Raw genomic sequence first — 15938 nt, forward strand, 5'->3', positions numbered from 1 at the left:
AGTCAGGAAATGCCGCGGAAGAAGGTGCGGATGTCGTTCGCGAGCAGCTCCGGCTCCTCCATCGCGGGGAAGTGACCGCCCTCGGTGAATTCGCTCCAGTGGCTGATCGCCTTCCACGGGTCCATCGTGCGGCGGATCAGCGGGTGGGTGTCGAACACAGCCCATCCGGACGGCACGCCGGCGGCCATGACCAAGTCGATCCCCGAGTGCTCGGCCTCGTAGTAGAACTGCGCGCTCGACTCGCCGCTGCGGGTGAACCAGTACAGGCTGATGTTCGTGAGGAGCTGGTCGCGGTCGACCGACTCGTCCGGCGTCCGGTAGTCGCCGACGGCCCTGGTCTTGAACTTCTCGGCGATCCACGCGAGCTGACCGACCGGCGAGTCGGTAAGCGCCGCACCGATCGTGTCGGGACGGTGGTTCTGCATCAGGAGATACCCGTGATCGGCCGCATCCGCGGTGCGCACTGCCTCGAACTGGGCGATCTCGTCCTCGGACAGACCTTCGGGGAAGGGGAACTTGTCGCCGACCAACCCGAGCAGCCGGGGATCGCAGCCGATGTGCGTGCCGATGACGCGCTGCGGGTGGAGCGCCGCGAGCCGCAGGCTTGTGCCCGAACCGATGTCGGTGCCGTGGGCCGCGAACCTCTCGTAGCCCAGACGCGTCATGATCTCGGCATAGGCGCCGGTCGTCCGCGCCAGCTCCCAGCCGGTCTCTGACAGCGGGGTGGCGAAGCCGAAGCCGGGCGGCGACGGGATGACCACGTGGAACTCGTCGGTCAGTAGTGGGATGAGCCGCTGGTACTCGACGAACGAACCCGGCCAGCCGTGGTTCAGGATCAGCGGGGTCGCTTCCGGGTTCGCCGATCGCGTGTGGACGACGTGGAACCTCTGGCCGTCGACGACCGTCGTGAACTGTTCGAACTCGTTGAGCTTCGCCTCCTGCGCACGCCAGTCGAACCCGTCGCGCCAGTACTCGGCGAGCTCCTTCAGGTACACCAGCGGGATGCCCCGGCTGAAGTCGGTGCGATCGTCTCGGCCCGGCACGGGGATCGGCCAGCGCGTGTGTGCCAGCCGGGCGCGCAGGTCGTCGACGTCGGCTTGCGGGATGTCGATGCGAAACGGGGTGAGTGCGTTGTTCTCGTTCATGACATCCACGGTCGCGGGTATTGCGGCAGGCTAGCTTCCGCAATTGCTGAAATGATCGAAAACATGTTGGAGACCTCGGCCCGCCTGCTCGAACTGCTGTCGTTGCTCCAGCTCAAGCGCGACTGGACGAGCTCCGAGCTCTCGAGTCGGCTCGATGTGAGCACGAGGACTGTGCGCGCCGACATCGGCAAGCTGCGCTCGCTCGGGTATCCGGTGGACGCGCGCCCCGGCGTGGCGGGCGGGTACCGGCTGGCCGCCGGCACGGCGATGCCCCCACTCCTGCTCGACGACGACGAGGCCGTCGCCGTCGCGGTCGGATTGGGTGCGGTCGCGACCCAGCGGATCGGCGTCGAAGAGACCTCGCTCACCGCGCTCGCGAAGCTCGAGCAAGTGCTGCCCGCGCGCCTGCGTCGGCGGGTCGAGGCGGTACGCGAGGCGACAAGCGTCGTTCCAGCGCCTCAGCCGACGCTCGATCTCTCGGTACTCGGCGCGGTCGCCGCCGCGATCCGCGGCCACGAACGGCTCCGGTTCGGATACACGAAGCCCGGCGACAGCGAGGAGGCCCGCCACACCGAACCGCAACGACTGGTGAGCTGGGGGCCGCTCTGGTACCTGCTCGCATGGGATCTCGACCGTGCCGACTGGCGGATCTTTCGGGTCGACCGCATGGTCTCGCGCACACCGACGGGTGCGCGGTTCCAGCCTCGCGAGATCCCGGCAGACGATGCCGTCGACTACGTCGTCAGACGCGTCAGCAAGGCAACCTGGCAGTACCGCGCCCGGATCCTCGTGCACGCTCCCGCCGCCGAGGTCGCCGCGAAGATCCCCATCCCGGTCGATATCGAGGTGGTCGACGAGTCCACGTGCCGTGTCGAGCTGGGTTCCGACGACCCGGACCGGCTCGCGCTGCGGATGACGCAGCTCGACGTCGACATCGAGGTGATCGACGGAGACGAGCTCGCGGTGGCGTTCGATCGCCTCGCGACGAGGTTGCGCCGAGCGGCGGGCCGTGAGGGCTAGCTCGAAGGCCGCCTTGCGAGCCTTCTATTGCGAAGTATGTGGGCGCAGAGGGGATCGAACCCCCGACCGCTGGTGTGTAAAACCAGTGCTCTACCGCTGAGCTATACGCCCTGGCACCGCCGGGGAGTACCGGCGGTGTCGGGTTATGAATCTAGCGCGGCGAGGGCTTTCTCCCAAGCCGCCTGGTCACGGGCTTGTCCGGGGCTGTTCATCTCCGCGAAGGTGATGTAGCCGGACTTGTCGACGACGAAGGTTCCGCGGTTGGGGTAGCCGGATTTCTCGTTGAAGACGTCGTAGGACTGGGTGACGGCGCCGTGCGGCCAGAAATCTGACAGCAGGGGGAACAGGTAGCCCTGTTCCGCGGCCCAGATCTTGTGGGTGGGTGGGGGGCCGACGGAGATCGCGATGATCTCGGCGTCGTCGTTCTGGAACTTGGGCAGCTCGTCGCGGACCTTGCACAGCTCGCCCTGGCAGATGCCGGTGAAGGCGAGTGGATAGAACACCAGCAGCACGTTCTTCTTGCCGCGATAGTCCGACAGGGTGACGGGCTGGTTGTTCTGGTCCTTGAGCGTGAAATCCGGCGCGAGAGTGCCAACCTCTAGCGGCATAGGTACGAATCCTCCGTCGTGTCGGGTCTCAGCCGGGCGTCGAGCCCAACTGAGACCCTAGCGAACGGCGGATTCAGCGCTGTTTGGACGGTGCCTTCGGCTGAACGAGGCGTGAGCCCGTCCAACTGCCGAGGCTGATGGTGGATGTCTGGGTCAGGCCGGCCGTGGGTGCGGCTTCGGCGATCTCGCTCGGATCGACATGGCCTGATTGCCCGGTTTTGGGGGTGAGGACCCAGATGAAGCCTTCATCGGCCAGCGGGCTGATGGCATCCATCAGCTCGTCGGCCAGATCGCCGTCACCTTCTCGCCACCAGAGCAGGACGGCGTCGACGACCTCATCGGAGTCTTCGTCGACCATTTCGCCGCCGCTGACCTCCTCGATCTCGGCGCGCAATGCGTCGTCGGTGTCCTCGTCCCAGCCCAATTCCTGAACAACCAAGCCGTGAGAAATGCCAAGCTTCTGAGCGTAGTTCTGCGCGTCCGCCGCGGCGACCACGGTGGTGTCCTCCCTAAACTTCCGACAGTAAGATAGGTGCAAGCGAACATGGTTATCCGTCGCAGCGCAAGCTGATCGGATGAATCGGTACCGTATGCCGCGTGTCGGGAAGGCGAAATCGACGGTCTCAGCAGGCGTCGTGGACCGCGGTCCGTGCCTGGTTGATGGCCCGGCTGGCCTCGTTGAGCTTGCCGACTGGTGAGTTGTAGGTCATCTTTCTGGTTTGCGCGGACAGTTCGCGCGCGGCGAGCACATAGGCGCCGAACTTTTCGGCCAGCTCGGGCGGCAAGGCGCCCGCCGCGGCGATGACACCCCCCTCGACTTTGGCCGCCGCGTTGTCCAGGGTGGTGGCCGCGGACTCACGCTTGGCCGCGTAGTCGGGCGCGTTGCTGTCGTGTGCGGACACGAAATCGTTGTAGGCGGTGACTCCGGCGCCGGTGGTGGTGGGGAACTGGCCGCAGTTGTCGGCGATCGCCCGTTCCTGCGCGGCCGCGGCGCGCGAAGACGCGGCGGCCGAGGACGACGCGGCGGCCTCGGTCTTGTAGGCGGCCACCTCGGCCGCGTCGGTCGTCGGCGTGCCGGGGATCTGCTCGGCGCACCCCGCCACCACCGAACCCGCGGTTACGGCGGCCACGGCACAGATCAGCCCCAGCCGACGCGCGTGCAGCACCCTCATCGTTCGACGTTCCCTCTCACTCACGTGTGCGACTCGTCTTTCTCCTGCAGAACCTACCCAATGGTTTTCCCGTCGAGATGATGACCTGGGCAGCCGTTTCGGTAAGGATGGGGGGTGCACCCGAACCTTTCGTCACGGGTGGTCCGCACACCAAGCGGGCAGGCCCGGGGACAGCGACGCCGACCAGCAGTTCAGCCCCCAGTACGAGGAGCAGATTTGACCGACCTGATCCACTCTGCAGCTTCCGACGATCCAGCAGCGTCCCCCACCACGGCCGGTGAATCCACCACCAAACCCACCGGTGAACGGGTACGGGTCATCCGCGAAGGAGTGGCGTCGTACCTACCGGATATCGACCCCGAAGAGACCAGCGAATGGCTGGAATCCTTCGACGACATGCTCGACCGGGAAGGCCCGGGTCGCGCCCGCTACCTGATGTTGCGACTGCTCGAGCGAGCGGGCGAACGCCGTGTGTCGATTCCGGCGCTCACCTCCACCGATTACGTCAACACCATTCCCACCGAGAACGAACCGTGGTTCCCCGGTGACGAGGAAGTCGAGCGCCGCTTCCGCGCCTGGATCCGGTGGAACGCCGCGATCATGGTGCATCGCGCGCAGCGCCCCGAAATCGGTGTCGGCGGCCATATTTCGACCTACGCGTCCTCGGCGGCGCTCTACGAGGTGGGCTTCAACCACTTCTTCCGCGGCAAGGACCATCCCGGCGGCGGCGACCACGTCTACATCCAGGGCCACGCCTCGCCCGGCATCTACGCGCGCGGTTTCCTCGAGGGCCGCCTCAGCACCGACCGCCTTGACGGCTTCCGTCAGGAATACAGCCACGGCGGCCTCGGCAAGGGCCTGCCGTCCTACCCGCATCCGCGGCTGATGCCGGACTTCTGGGAATTCCCGACGGTGTCGATGGGCTTGGGCCCGATGAACGCGATCTACCAGGCCAGGTTCAACCACTACCTCACCGATCGCGGCATCAAGGACACCTCCGACCAGCACGTCTGGGCGTTCCTCGGCGACGGCGAGATGGACGAACCCGAATCGCGCGGCCTGATCCAGGTGGCCGCCAACGAAGCCCTGGACAACCTCACCTTCGTGATCAACTGCAACCTGCAGCGGCTCGACGGCCCGGTGCGCGGCAACGGCAAGATCATCCAGGAACTGGAGTCGTTCTTCCGCGGCGCCGGCTGGAACGTGATCAAGGTGGTCTGGGGTCGCGAATGGGACGCGCTGCTCGGCGCCGACCGCGACGGCGCGCTGGTGAACCTGATGAACTCCACCCCCGACGGCGACTACCAGACCTACAAGGCCAACGACGGCGCCTATGTGCGCGACCACTTCTTCGGCCGCGACCCGCGCACCAAAGCGCTGGTGCAGAACATGTCCGACAGCGAGATCTGGAATCTCAAGCGCGGCGGCCACGACTACCGCAAGGTCTACGCGGCCTATTCGGCGGCGATGGCGCACAAGGGTCAGCCGACGGTGATCCTGGCCAAGACGATCAAGGGCTACACCCTCGGCAAGCACTTCGAGGGCCGCAACGCCACCCATCAGATGAAGAAGCTGGCGCTGCAGGACCTCAAGGACTTCCGCGATCTGCAGCGCATCCCGGTCAGCGATGCCGAGCTGGAGAAGGACCCGTACCTGCCGCCGTACTACCACCCCGGCATGGACGATCCGGCGATCGAGTACATGCTGGCCCGGCGCAAGTCGCTCGGCGGTTTCGTGCCGGAACGTCGTTCGGCCGCCAAGCCACTGACGCTGCCCGGCGACGAGGCCTACCGCTCGGTGCGCAAGGGTTCGGGCAAGCAGAAGGTCGCCACCACGATGGCGCTGGTTCGCCTGGTCAAGGAACTGTTGCGCGACAAGGAGATCGGCGAGCGGATCGTGCCGATCATTCCCGACGAGGCCCGCACCTTCGGCATGGACTCGTGGTTCCCGACGCTGAAGATCTACAACCGCAACGGCCAGCTCTACACCTCGGTCGACGCGGAACTGATGCTCGCCTACAAGGAGAGCACCGTCGGTCAGATCCTGCACGAGGGCATCAACGAGGCCGGTTCCACCGCGTCGTTCACCGCGGTCGCCACCTCCTATGCCACCCACGGCGAGCCGATGATCCCGCTCTACATCTTCTATTCGATGTTCGGGTTCCAGCGCACGGGCGACAGCTTCTGGGCCGCGGCCGACCAGCTCGCGCGCGGATTCGTGCTCGGCGCCACCGCGGGCCGCACCACCCTCACCGGTGAAGGTCTGCAGCACAACGACGGTCAGTCGCTGCTGCTGGCGTCCACCAATCCCGCGGTGGTGACCTACGATCCGGCGTTCTCGTTCGAGATCGCGCACATCATGCGCGACGGTCTGCGCCGGATGTACGGCGGCGGCGAGGCCCCGGCCGGTCTGCTGCCCGGCACCGACGTGTCCGCGGTCGGCACGTTCGGCGGGGAGAATATTTTCTACTACATCACCCTGTACAACGAGCCCTACCAGCAGCCTGCCGAGCCCGACGACCTCGACGTGGCGGGTCTGCTCAAGGGCCTGTACCTGTACCAGCCCGGTGGTGAGGGCGAGGTTCGTGCCCAGATCCTCGTGTCGGGCGTGACCGTGCCCGACGGTCTGCGCGCGCAGGAGCTGCTGGCGCAGGAGTGGGGTGTGGCCGCGGATGTCTGGTCGGTGACCTCGTTCGGCGAACTCCGCCGCGAGGCGCTCGACAAGGAGATCACGGCGTTCAAACACCCCGATTCGGATCCGGGTTCGGCCTACGTCACCCAGGCGCTCTCGGCCGCGCGCGGCCCGGTGGTCGCCGCGACGGACTGGATGCGCGCGGTGCCGGATCAGATCCGGCAGTGGGTGCCCGGCGACTACATCACCCTCGGCACCGACGGGTTCGGCTTCTCCGACACCCGCACGGCCGCGCGCCGGGTGTTCAACGTCGACGCGCAATCGATCGTGGTCGCGGTGCTCGAAGGGCTGGTGCGCGACGGCACCTTCGACAAGGCGAAGGCGGTGGAAGCGGCCGCGAAATACGGCATCGACAGCGTGGCCGCCGCGCCGAAGCCGAGTGCGGACGCGGCAGAGGAACTCGCGTAGCGGACTATTGGACTGTGGAGCGCAAACCGCCGCGGCCCCGTCGGATCACCGAGGGCACCAGCGAACACGAGGTCTATCTGCCGACGGGGGCGCTGTCCCCGAACCGGCAGAACCGTGATCCGCTGCCCGACACGCTGCTCAAGCGGGTCAAACAGTTCTCGGGCCGGCTGTCCACCGAGGCGGTGGGGTCGATGCAGGATCGGCTGCCGTTCTTCGCCGACCTGGACGCCGCGCAGCGAGCGGGCGTGCAGATGCTGGTGCAGACGGCGGTCGTGAACTTCCTGGAGTGGTTGCAGGATCCCGACTCCGATATCCGCTTCAGCCTGGACGCGTTCCAGGTGATTCCGCAGGATCTGGCGCGGCGGCTCACGCTGCGCCAGACCGTGGACATGGTGCGAGTGGCCATGGACTTCTTCGAACAGTGGCTGCCCGCGCTGGCCCGCAACGATCGTCAGCTGGTCGCGCTCACCGAGGCGGTGCTGCGATACGGGCGTGAGCTCGGCTTCGCGGCCGCCTCGGTGTACGCCAGCGCCGCCGAGTCCCGTGGCGCGTGGGATACCCGCCTGGAGGCCCTTGTGGTCGACGCGGTGGTCCGGGGCGACACGGGTCCCGACATGCTTTCCCGGGCCGCCACGTTGAACTGGGACGCCACGGCGCCCGCCACCGTGCTGGTCGGCACACCGCCGCTGGACCAGGGTGTGTCGACCGTCGGCGCGGTGCACACCATCGCGACCAAACACGGCAGGGCCGCGCTGGCGGTGGTGCAGGGCGCGCGACTGGTGATGGTGGTCAGCGGGCACCTGGGGGAGTCGGGCATGGGTTCGCCGTTCCTCACGGATCTGCTGGCCGAGGTCTTCTCCGACGGTCCGGTGGTGATCGGCCCGACGATGCGCACACTCGGCGCCGCGCACGCGTCGGCGATCGAGGCGTTGGCGGGGATGGAGGCCGTGGTCGGCTGGCGCGGGGCGCCAAGGCCCGTTCACGCCACGGAATTGCTACCGGAACGCGCGTTGCTGGGCGATAGAGCTGCGATAGAGGCGCTGAACGAGTATCTTGTGGTGCCGTTGGCCGCTGCCGGATCTTCGTTATCCGACACACTCGACGCGTACCTGGATTGTGGCGGAGCAGTAGAAACTTGTGCTCGGCAGCTGTACGTACATCCAAATACCGTTCGGTACCGACTCAAACGAATCGGTGAAGTCACCGGCCGCGATCCCATGAATCCCCGAGACGCTTATGTGCTCCGGATCGCAGCAACAGTGGGCCGTTTGACACGAACGCATAACGAATCATCACCTCCCGTCACAGAAACCCCGCCCATCCCAGTGGCTCACGACCCCCTGTAACGGGATTGGTGAATCGGTCGATCCCGACACCCCACCTCGGATTTTGTGGGACCCCTACAAAAGCGATCGGAAAGCTTCATTCGCGCCGACATCTCTTGCGGCGGGGGTCACAGTGTTGTCTTAGGGAGTGATCGCGTTGCTCACCCCTGGACAGGGGTCCCAGACACCCGGCATGCTCACGCCGTGGCTCGCACTTCCCGGTGCGACTGATCGCCTCGAGCTCTGGTCGAAGGCCGCGGGCCTCGACCTGGTCCGTCTCGGTACCACCGCGACGGCCGAGGAGATCGTCGACACCGCGGTGACGCAGCCGCTCGTGGTCGCCGCCGCCCTGCTCGCGTTTGCCGAAATCGCCCCCGGGTCGATTCCGGCCGATACGATCGTCGCCGGACACTCGGTCGGCGAATTCGCCGCAGCCGCTGTCGCCGGTGTCATCACCGCCGACGAGGCCGTCGCCCTCGCCGCCATCCGCGGCCGGGAGATGGCAAAGGCCTGCGCGTTGGAGCCGACCGGCATGTCCGCGGTGCTCGGTGGCGACGAAGCCACCGTGCTCGCACGGCTCGCCGAGCTCGATCTCGTCCCGGCCAACCGCAACGCGGTCGGCCAGATCGTCGCGGCGGGCAGCCTGGAAGCTCTGGCGGAGCTCGCCGCGAACCCGCCGGAGAAGGCACGGGTCCGCGCGTTGCCCGTCGCCGGTGCGTTCCACACCGCCTTCATGGCACCGGCACAGGAAGCTGTCGCCGATGCCATCGCCCAGATCTCGCCGAGCGACCCGATCCGGACGCTGCTGTCGAACTTCGACGGGCAGCCCGTCACCTCGGGCGCCGACGCGATCGACAAGCTTGCCGCTCAGGTCACTCGCCCCGTGCGCTGGGACCTGTGCAACGAGACCATTCGCACCGCGGCCGTCTCGGCCGTGGTCGAGCTGCCGCCGGCAGGCACCCTGGTCGGCATCGCCAAGCGGGAGCTGAAGGGCACGCCCAATCTGGCCCTCAAGACCCCCGAAGACCTCCCCGCGTTGGCCGAACTGACCACCTCGGGCTAGCTTTCCCCCCGGCGGTCATGCACAGCGAAGTGCAGGCCGTTCACGACCCTACAAATAGAAACAAGAAGGGAGCCACCAAAGTGGCCGCTCTGACCCAGGAACAGATCGTCGAAGAACTCGGCAAGATCATCGAAGAGGTTACGGGTATCGAACCCTCCGAGGTGACCCTCGAGAAGTCCTTCGTCGACGACCTGGACATCGACTCGCTGTCCATGGTCGAGATCGCTGTGCAGATGGAAGACAAGTACGGCGTCAAGATCCCCGATGAGGATCTGGCCAGCCTGAAGACTGTCGGTGACTCCGTCGCTTACGTCCAGAAGCTCGAGGCCGAGAACGCCGACGTCGCCGCAGAGCTCAAGGCCAAGTTCGACAGCGCCGGCGAGTAGGGCTGACACTGTGACCACTCCTTCCACTTTGAACGGGAACTTCCCCAACGTTGTCGTCACCTCCATGGCGGCGACCACGTCGATCGCTGGTGATGTCGATGCGACGTGGAAGGGACTCCTCAACGGTGAGAGCGGAATCGACGTTCTCGAGGATCCTTTCATCGAGGAATACGACCTGCCGGTGCGAATCGGCGGTCACCTGAAGGTCAGCCCCGACACTCTGTTGAGCCGGGTCGAGATCCGCCGCATGGCGTATGTCGAGCGCCTGGCGACCGTCCTCGGTCGTGAGGTGTGGAAGAACGCGGGCAGCCCGGAGGTCGACAACGACCGTCTCGGCGTCGCGATCGGCACCGGACTCGGCGGCGGCGACGCCCTGATCGACTCGGTCGACAAGCTGAAGAACGGTGGCTATCGCAAGATCTCGCCGCTGGCTGTTCAGATGGTCATGCCGAACGGTCCGTCGGCGGTCGTCGGTCTCGAGCTGAAGGCCAGGGCGGGAGTGGTCACTCCGGTCTCGGCGTGCTCGTCGGGTTCGGAGGCCATCGCCAACGCGTGGCGGATGATCGTGATGGGTGACGCCGACATCGTCGTCACCGGTGGTGTCGAGGGCTTCATCTCCGATGTGCCGATCGCGGCGTTCTCGATGATGCGCGCCACGAGCACCCGCAACGATGATCCGAAGGGCGCGTCTCGGCCGTTCGACAAGGACCGAGATGGTTTTGTCTTCGGCGAAGCAGGCGCACTGATGGTCATCGAGACCGAGGAGCATGCCAAGGCGCGCGGGGCCACCATCCACGCACGCCTGCTGGGTGCGGGCATCACCTCCGACGGGTACCACCTGGTGGCACCTGATCCGACGGGGACCGGTGCAGGACGCGCGATGCAGCGCGCGATGCAGACCGCCGGATTGTCCCCGCGTGACATCGCGCACGTGAACGCTCACGCGACTGCGACTCCGATCGGCGACCTCGCCGAGAAGAACGCGATCCATTACGCCGGGGTGCAGCATGCCTCGGTGTACGCGCCGAAGTCGGCACTTGGTCACTCGATCGGTGCCGTCGGCGCCCTCGAGTCGATTCTCACGGTGCTCGCGATCCGGGACGGCATTGTTCCGCCGACACTGAACCTGGACAACCAGGATCCGGAGATCGATCTCGATGTGGTGCACGGGGAAGCCCGTCGCCAGGAAATCGAGTACGCGATCAACAATTCCTTCGGTTTCGGTGGGCACAACGTCGCGCTCGCCTTCGGTCGGGCGTAAAGCCGCAGACTGCACATCCGATCCCCGGTGGGGGTCGTGCCAACTGAATGGTTCGACTCCCACCGGCGGTTCGCCACAGCAGCCGCCGTCGCGGCAATTTTCTCGAAGGAGTGAGCGCGATGACCATCATTGCTCCCGCGTTTCAAGACACCACCACCGATCCGCGCGACCCACTGGGTCGGCTCCAACGTTTCTTCGACCCCGGCACCGTCCTGCCGCTGCATCCGCGTGACCGCTCCGGCGTGCTCGCCGCGATCGGCGAGGTCGACGGGGTCCGCACCGTGGCCTACTGCTCCGACGCCACCGTCATGGGTGGCGCGATGGGCGTGGAGGGCTGCAAGCACATCGTCGACGCGATCGACACCGCGATCGAATCCTCCATCCCCGTTGTCGGGCTGTGGCACTCCGGTGGCGCGCGCCTGGCCGAGGGTGTCGAGGCGCTGCACGCGGTCGGCCTGGTCTTCGAGGCCATGGTTCGCGCGTCCGGCCTGGTGCCCCAGATCTCGGTGGTGCTCGGCTTCGCCGCCGGTGGCGCCGCCTATGGTCCCGCGCTGACCGACGTGGTCATCATGGCGCCCGAGGGCCGCGTGTTCGTCACCGGACCCGACGTCGTGCGCTCGGTGACCGGCGAGAACGTCGACATGGCGACCCTCGGTGGTCCCACCACACACTTCAAGAAGTCCGGCGTCTGTCACATCGCCGCCGATGACGAGGCCGACGCCATGCACCGCGCGCGCCGCCTGGTCTCGATGTTCGCCGAACAGGGCGAATTCGACCTGGTCGCGGCCGAGCACGGCGATGTCGACCTCAAGGCGATGCTGCCGGAGTCGGCCAAGCGCGCCTACGACGTGAAGCCGATCGTGCACGAGCTGCTCGATAATGTCGACGGTGAGTCCTCGTTCGAGGAACTCCAGGGTGGTTACGCCCGCAGCATGGTCACCGGCCTCGGCCGTCTGGGCGGTCGCACCGTCGGCGTCCTCGCCAACAACCCGCTGCGCCTGGGCGGCTGCCTCAACTCCGAAAGTGCCGAGAAGGCTTCCCGTTTCGTGCGCCTGTGCGACGCGTTCGGCATCCCGCTGATCGTGGTCACCGACGTCCCCGGCTACCTGCCCGGCGTCGGCCAGGAACTCGAGGGTGTGGTTCGCCGCGGCGCGAAACTGCTGCACGCCTTCGCCGAAGCCCGCGTTCCCCGCGTCACCCTGGTGACCCGCAAGATCTACGGCGGCGCCTACATCGCGATGAACGCCCGCGCCCTCGGCGCCACCGCCGTCTACGCCTGGCCCGGCTCCGAAGTAGCCGTCATGGGCGCCAAGGCCGCCGTCGGCATCCTCCACAAGAAGGCCCTCGCCGCCGCGCCCGAGTCCGAACGCGAAGCCCTCCACGAACGCCTCACCGCCGAACACGAGCAGCTCGCGGGCGGCGTCGACCGCGCCGTCGCCATCGGCGTCGTCGACGAGGTCATCGACCCCGCCAAGACCCGCAGCATCATCGCCGCGGCCCTCGCCGCGGCCCCGGCCCGCAAGAGCCACCACAAGAACATCCCGCTGTGATCTGAACTGACACAACGACTTCGGGCCCCGGGAGATCGATCCCGGGGCCCGAAGTCGTTCCGGGTCAGGCAGTCGGTCGGGGGCGAACCTTGTCCACCGCGCCACTGTCGTGCTTGTTCGGGGGATAATGCCAGGGTGCGCTATGAGGAACTCGCAGACGCCCCGTGCTCGATCACGCGGCCGCTGGTGATCTTCGGTGATCGCTGGACCTTGCTGATTCTGAAGTACAGCTTTGCCGGGGTGCGTCGTTTCAACGCCTTCCAGGGTGCGCTCGGCATTTCGCGAAGCCGTCTGCGTGACCGTCTCGATCGGCTGGTCGAACACGAGATCCTGGTGAAGCGCCCCGTCGATGACGGCGCGTACGAGGAGTATCGGCTCACCGAGAAAGGCCACGCGATCTACCCGATCCTGATGGCGATCCGCGAGTGGGGCGACACCTACATGGCGCCGGACGGACCGCCGGTGGAGTACCGGCATCGTGGCTGCACTGGCGAGGCGCGCGCGCACCTGACCTGCGACGAGTGCGCCGCGGAGATCACTGCCCGCGACATCGAACCCGAAGCGGGTCCCGGCCTCACCTCGCGCGCTCCGGACAATTGATCACCAGGCCGAGGTCGCGCCGCCCGAGGGGGTTCGCCACCAGGGCCTGATGATCTTGATCCGTCAGGAGGTGTGCCAGGTGATCTGGTCCTCGAGGGGTGCTCGGGCGGTGCGGAAGGCGTTGATCGGGTGGGCGAGGTCGGGGTGGCCGAAGGAGATGCCGAAGACGACCTTGCGGGTGTCGGAGATGTCGAAGTAGTCGCGGATGAAGGGGGCGTAGGAGGCGAGGGCGGCTTGGGGGGCGGCGCCGAGGCCGAGCGCCTGGGCGCCGAGGAGGAAGTTCTCGAGCCAGAGGCCGCAGTCGATGGCGCCGTAGATGCCGAGGTCGGCCTCGGAGGTGACGATGGCGACGTGCGGGGCGTCGAAGAATTCGAAGTTGCGCACCATCTGGCGCATGGTCTTCTCGTGATCGCCCTTGACGATGCCGACGCTGTCGTAGAGCTGGAATCCGCAAGCGCGGCGACGGTCGCGATAGATTCCCTCGTACGCGGCGGGGAACTCGAAATCGGGTGTGGTGCCTACCGTTTGGATGTGATCGAGCAGCTCCTTGCGGAACCGGTCGGTGCCTTCACCCTCGGTGACCACGACCTGCCACGGTTGGGTGTTGCACCACGATGGGGTGCGCTGCGCGAGGGTGAGCAGCTGTTCGATGGTCGTGCGGTCGACCTGTTCCGGCGTGAACTGGCGGCAGGTCCAGCGTGCGTCGGCCAGCCGCTGGAGGGTGGCGAAATCGCTGCTGTGGTGGTCGGTCTGCGCCATCGCGCGGCTCCCTCTGTTGCGGAGAACTGGTCTCATTTCGAGACTGAATCTAGCAGTTCCGCCGCTACCGCGGAACCCGCCGGCACCACGAGTCCGGGTGCCGGCGGGCGATGATCAGCCGCGTCGACGGCCGACGACCAGGATCGCGACACCGATGCCGACGACCAGCGCCACACCTGCCCCGATCAGGACGTACCAGGCCCACGGCCGCGCGACCGTCGCCGGACTGCTCACGGCGACAGGCTGTTCCGCGGCCGGCTGCGCACTGGCGCCGAGATAGGTCGGGCCGGGCTCGGCCGCCCCCGCCACAGTGATGTCGAGCTGCACCGGCGTCGGCGGCATCGCATCGGCGCCGGTCGGGACGCCGATCTTCACCGCGAGGTAGTACCAACCGGCCACCGACTGCTCGCGAACGTCGTATTCGCCACGGTTGGCGTACCGGATCGGCACCGATGCCAGGCGAAGCTCGGCACTCGATCGGCCGGTATAGGCGCTGGTGTCGGAGTCGATTTCGGTGCCGAGCGGGGAGTACAGCGTGGTCGTCACGTTCGAGGCCGCGATGCGGTTGGCGCCGCCGGTCTCGGCGAAACCCACCCGGTAGGCCAACCCCTGCCCCCAGTCGAGCCGAACGCGATAGAAGACGTACTCGCCCGACTGCACGGTGTCGGTGTAGCTGCCGCCGCCCGGCAGCGTCGCGGCGGTGGTGAACGAGCCACTGCCGCTGACCGTCTGGGTGGGCGACGTCGGTTCGGTGAACGCGGTCTTGGTGGTCGAAGCGCCCGGGCCGGGATCGGTGACGCCGGGTTCGATACCGACCAGAATTTCCACCGGCAACCGATCGGACGAGCCCTCCGACACCAGATCCCAGGTCAGCTCGAAGGTGTAGCGACCGGCGCCGGTGCACTTGTCGGACTCGAACAGCGGTTCGGCCGCGCCGTCGAAGGCCTTGGCGATGGTGAGGGTGGTGCCGTCGCTGGACCTGGTCTCGAGTTCCCGTTCGCGGTTGCCGCACTCCATGCTCTCGCGCCCGAAGAGGCGAAGGTCGAGCGCGTTCATGTCGTTGGTCGTCGAGGTGCTACGCCCGCGGGGGAACGAGACGATCCCGGTGAAGTAGACCGTGGCGCCCTCGGGCACATCGACCGCGTAGTACCGCTTCTGCCGCTGGCCGAGGGTATCGAGGTACTGGCCGGGGCCTGCGACCGGAGCGGTGCCGATGGTGTCGGTGCCGGTGATGGGCGTGCCGGTGGCCTGGTAGTCGCGCAGCGCGGCCGAACTCACCCGCGGCAGAATACGTTCCAGGGCGGCGCCGTCGGCGGCATCGCTGTAGGTACCGCCGGTGGCCTGCGCCATGCAGGTGAGCTGAGCGCGCGCCTTGTCGTCGACCGCGAACCCGATCGAGTGCACGATCAGATCGACACCCTGCTGCTTCAACTCCTTGGCGACCTCGCACGGGTCGGGCGGGGAACAGGTGTCGTCACCGTCGGACACGAGCACGATCGAACGCGGACCGGCATCGGGCAGTGCGTCGGCGGCCTGGCGCAGCGCGGTGCCCATCGGGGTCCAGCCGCGCGCGTGGATGCCGTCGACCGCGGCCGTGAGGGCGGGCTTGTCGATGGTCGTCGGCTGCGCCAGCACCTGGACGTCGCGGCAACCTGCGGCCTTGTCGGCCTCGGAATTACTGGTGCCGGTGCCGTAAGTGGTGAGCCCGACCGATGATTCGGCGGGGGCCGAGGCGACGAAGCTACGCACCGCCCGCTTGGCGGAGTCCATCATGGTGCCGCCCTGATCGGGGCGCTCCATCGAGCCCGAGGCATCGAGGATCAGCATGGTCGGCGCGTATTGTCCGGGGTCGGCCTGCGCCAGGACGGGGAGTGACGCGGGCAGCACGGTGAGGACTACGGCGGTGAGGGCGGCGGTCAGCGTACTGATTCTCGGCATCGTCCTGGGCTT

General features: G+C 67.1%; 14 protein-coding genes and 1 tRNA gene. 8 read left to right on the forward strand and 7 right to left on the reverse strand.

Features of this window, described 5'->3' with window-relative positions:
- Window positions 1-2 precede the first annotated feature (2 nt).
- On the reverse strand, window positions 3-1145 hold the full coding sequence (locus ACWZHB_RS03585) for an epoxide hydrolase family protein (RefSeq protein ID WP_427906507.1): 1143 nt from the start codon (window positions 1143-1145) through the stop codon (window positions 3-5).
- Between the two features lie 63 nt (window positions 1146-1208).
- Between ACWZHB_RS03585 and ACWZHB_RS03590 the strand changes: the two genes are divergently transcribed.
- A complete protein-coding gene (locus tag ACWZHB_RS03590; protein WP_427906508.1) occupies window positions 1209-2165 on the forward strand; it encodes a helix-turn-helix transcriptional regulator in 957 nt (318 codons plus the stop codon).
- Between the two features lie 39 nt (window positions 2166-2204).
- Here the strand turns inward: ACWZHB_RS03590 and ACWZHB_RS03595 are convergent.
- From ACWZHB_RS03595 to ACWZHB_RS03610, 4 genes are all read right to left on the reverse strand, one after another.
- Window positions 2205-2276, reverse strand: a tRNA-Val gene (locus ACWZHB_RS03595).
- Between the two features lie 32 nt (window positions 2277-2308).
- Window positions 2309-2773, reverse strand: coding sequence for a peroxiredoxin (locus ACWZHB_RS03600; RefSeq protein ID WP_427906509.1), 465 nt, complete (start codon window positions 2771-2773; stop codon window positions 2309-2311).
- 73 nt (window positions 2774-2846) lie between these two features.
- On the reverse strand, window positions 2847-3269 hold the full coding sequence (locus tag ACWZHB_RS03605; RefSeq protein WP_379331167.1) for a DUF3052 domain-containing protein: 423 nt from the start codon (window positions 3267-3269) through the stop codon (window positions 2847-2849).
- A 127-nt stretch (window positions 3270-3396) separates the two neighbouring features.
- On the reverse strand, window positions 3397-3945 hold the full coding sequence (locus ACWZHB_RS03610) for a hypothetical protein (protein WP_427906510.1): 549 nt from the start codon (window positions 3943-3945) through the stop codon (window positions 3397-3399).
- Between the two features lie 216 nt (window positions 3946-4161).
- On the opposite strand from ACWZHB_RS03610, the gene aceE reads away from it, so the two are divergent.
- The 7 genes from aceE to ACWZHB_RS03645 all read left to right on the forward strand — a co-directional run bounded on the left by aceE (window position 4162) and on the right by ACWZHB_RS03645 (window position 13229).
- A complete protein-coding gene (gene aceE / locus ACWZHB_RS03615; RefSeq protein WP_427906511.1) occupies window positions 4162-7044 on the forward strand; it encodes a pyruvate dehydrogenase (acetyl-transferring), homodimeric type in 2883 nt (960 codons plus the stop codon).
- Window positions 7045-7088: 44 nt separating this feature from the next.
- On the forward strand, window positions 7089-8390 hold the full coding sequence (locus ACWZHB_RS03620; RefSeq protein ID WP_427909068.1) for a PucR family transcriptional regulator: 1302 nt from the start codon (window positions 7089-7091) through the stop codon (window positions 8388-8390).
- Window positions 8391-8517: 127 nt separating this feature from the next.
- Window positions 8518-9432, forward strand: a complete 915-nt coding sequence (locus ACWZHB_RS03625) for an ACP S-malonyltransferase (protein ID WP_427906512.1) — start codon at window positions 8518-8520, stop codon at window positions 9430-9432.
- 80 nt (window positions 9433-9512) lie between these two features.
- Window positions 9513-9818, forward strand: coding sequence for a meromycolate extension acyl carrier protein AcpM (gene acpM, locus ACWZHB_RS03630; protein WP_056821158.1), 306 nt, complete (start codon window positions 9513-9515; stop codon window positions 9816-9818).
- Window positions 9819-9828: 10 nt separating this feature from the next.
- A complete protein-coding gene (locus ACWZHB_RS03635) occupies window positions 9829-11079 on the forward strand; it encodes a KasA/KasB family beta-ketoacyl-ACP synthase (RefSeq protein ID WP_427906513.1) in 1251 nt (416 codons plus the stop codon).
- Window positions 11080-11198: 119 nt separating this feature from the next.
- Window positions 11199-12629, forward strand: coding sequence for an acyl-CoA carboxylase subunit beta (locus tag ACWZHB_RS03640; protein ID WP_427906514.1), 1431 nt, complete (start codon window positions 11199-11201; stop codon window positions 12627-12629).
- Window positions 12630-12764: 135 nt separating this feature from the next.
- Complete coding sequence (locus ACWZHB_RS03645; RefSeq protein WP_427906515.1) at window positions 12765-13229, forward strand: winged helix-turn-helix transcriptional regulator; 465 nt, start codon at window positions 12765-12767, stop codon at window positions 13227-13229.
- A 63-nt stretch (window positions 13230-13292) separates the two neighbouring features.
- On the opposite strand, the gene ACWZHB_RS03650 is transcribed toward ACWZHB_RS03645, so the two are convergent.
- Complete coding sequence (locus ACWZHB_RS03650; protein ID WP_427906516.1) at window positions 13293-13988, reverse strand: nitroreductase; 696 nt, start codon at window positions 13986-13988, stop codon at window positions 13293-13295.
- Between the two features lie 114 nt (window positions 13989-14102).
- Complete coding sequence (locus ACWZHB_RS03655; RefSeq protein ID WP_427906517.1) at window positions 14103-15926, reverse strand: vWA domain-containing protein; 1824 nt, start codon at window positions 15924-15926, stop codon at window positions 14103-14105.
- Between the last annotated feature and the right edge of the window lie 12 nt (window positions 15927-15938).

It is taken from the genome of Nocardia sp. FBN12, assembly GCF_054031145.1.

What these genes read in the sequence shown, in the direction of transcription:
- ACWZHB_RS03585 (WP_427906507.1), bottom strand. Translation starts at nt 1,145, where the DNA reads ATGAACGAGAACAACGCACTCACCCCGTTTCGCATCGACATCCCGCAA.
- ACWZHB_RS03590 (WP_427906508.1), top strand. Translation starts at nt 1,209, where the DNA reads ATGTTGGAGACCTCGGCCCGCCTGCTCGAACTGCTGTCGTTGCTCCAG.
- ACWZHB_RS03600 (WP_427906509.1), bottom strand. Translation starts at nt 2,773, where the DNA reads ATGCCGCTAGAGGTTGGCACTCTCGCGCCGGATTTCACGCTCAAGGAC.
- ACWZHB_RS03610 (WP_427906510.1), bottom strand. Translation starts at nt 3,945, where the DNA reads ATGAGGGTGCTGCACGCGCGTCGGCTGGGGCTGATCTGTGCCGTGGCC.
- ACWZHB_RS03640 (WP_427906514.1), top strand. Translation starts at nt 11,199, where the DNA reads ATGACCATCATTGCTCCCGCGTTTCAAGACACCACCACCGATCCGCGC.
- ACWZHB_RS03650 (WP_427906516.1), bottom strand. Translation starts at nt 13,988, where the DNA reads ATGGCGCAGACCGACCACCACAGCAGCGATTTCGCCACCCTCCAGCGG.
- ACWZHB_RS03655 (WP_427906517.1), bottom strand. Translation starts at nt 15,926, where the DNA reads ATGCCGAGAATCAGTACGCTGACCGCCGCCCTCACCGCCGTAGTCCTC.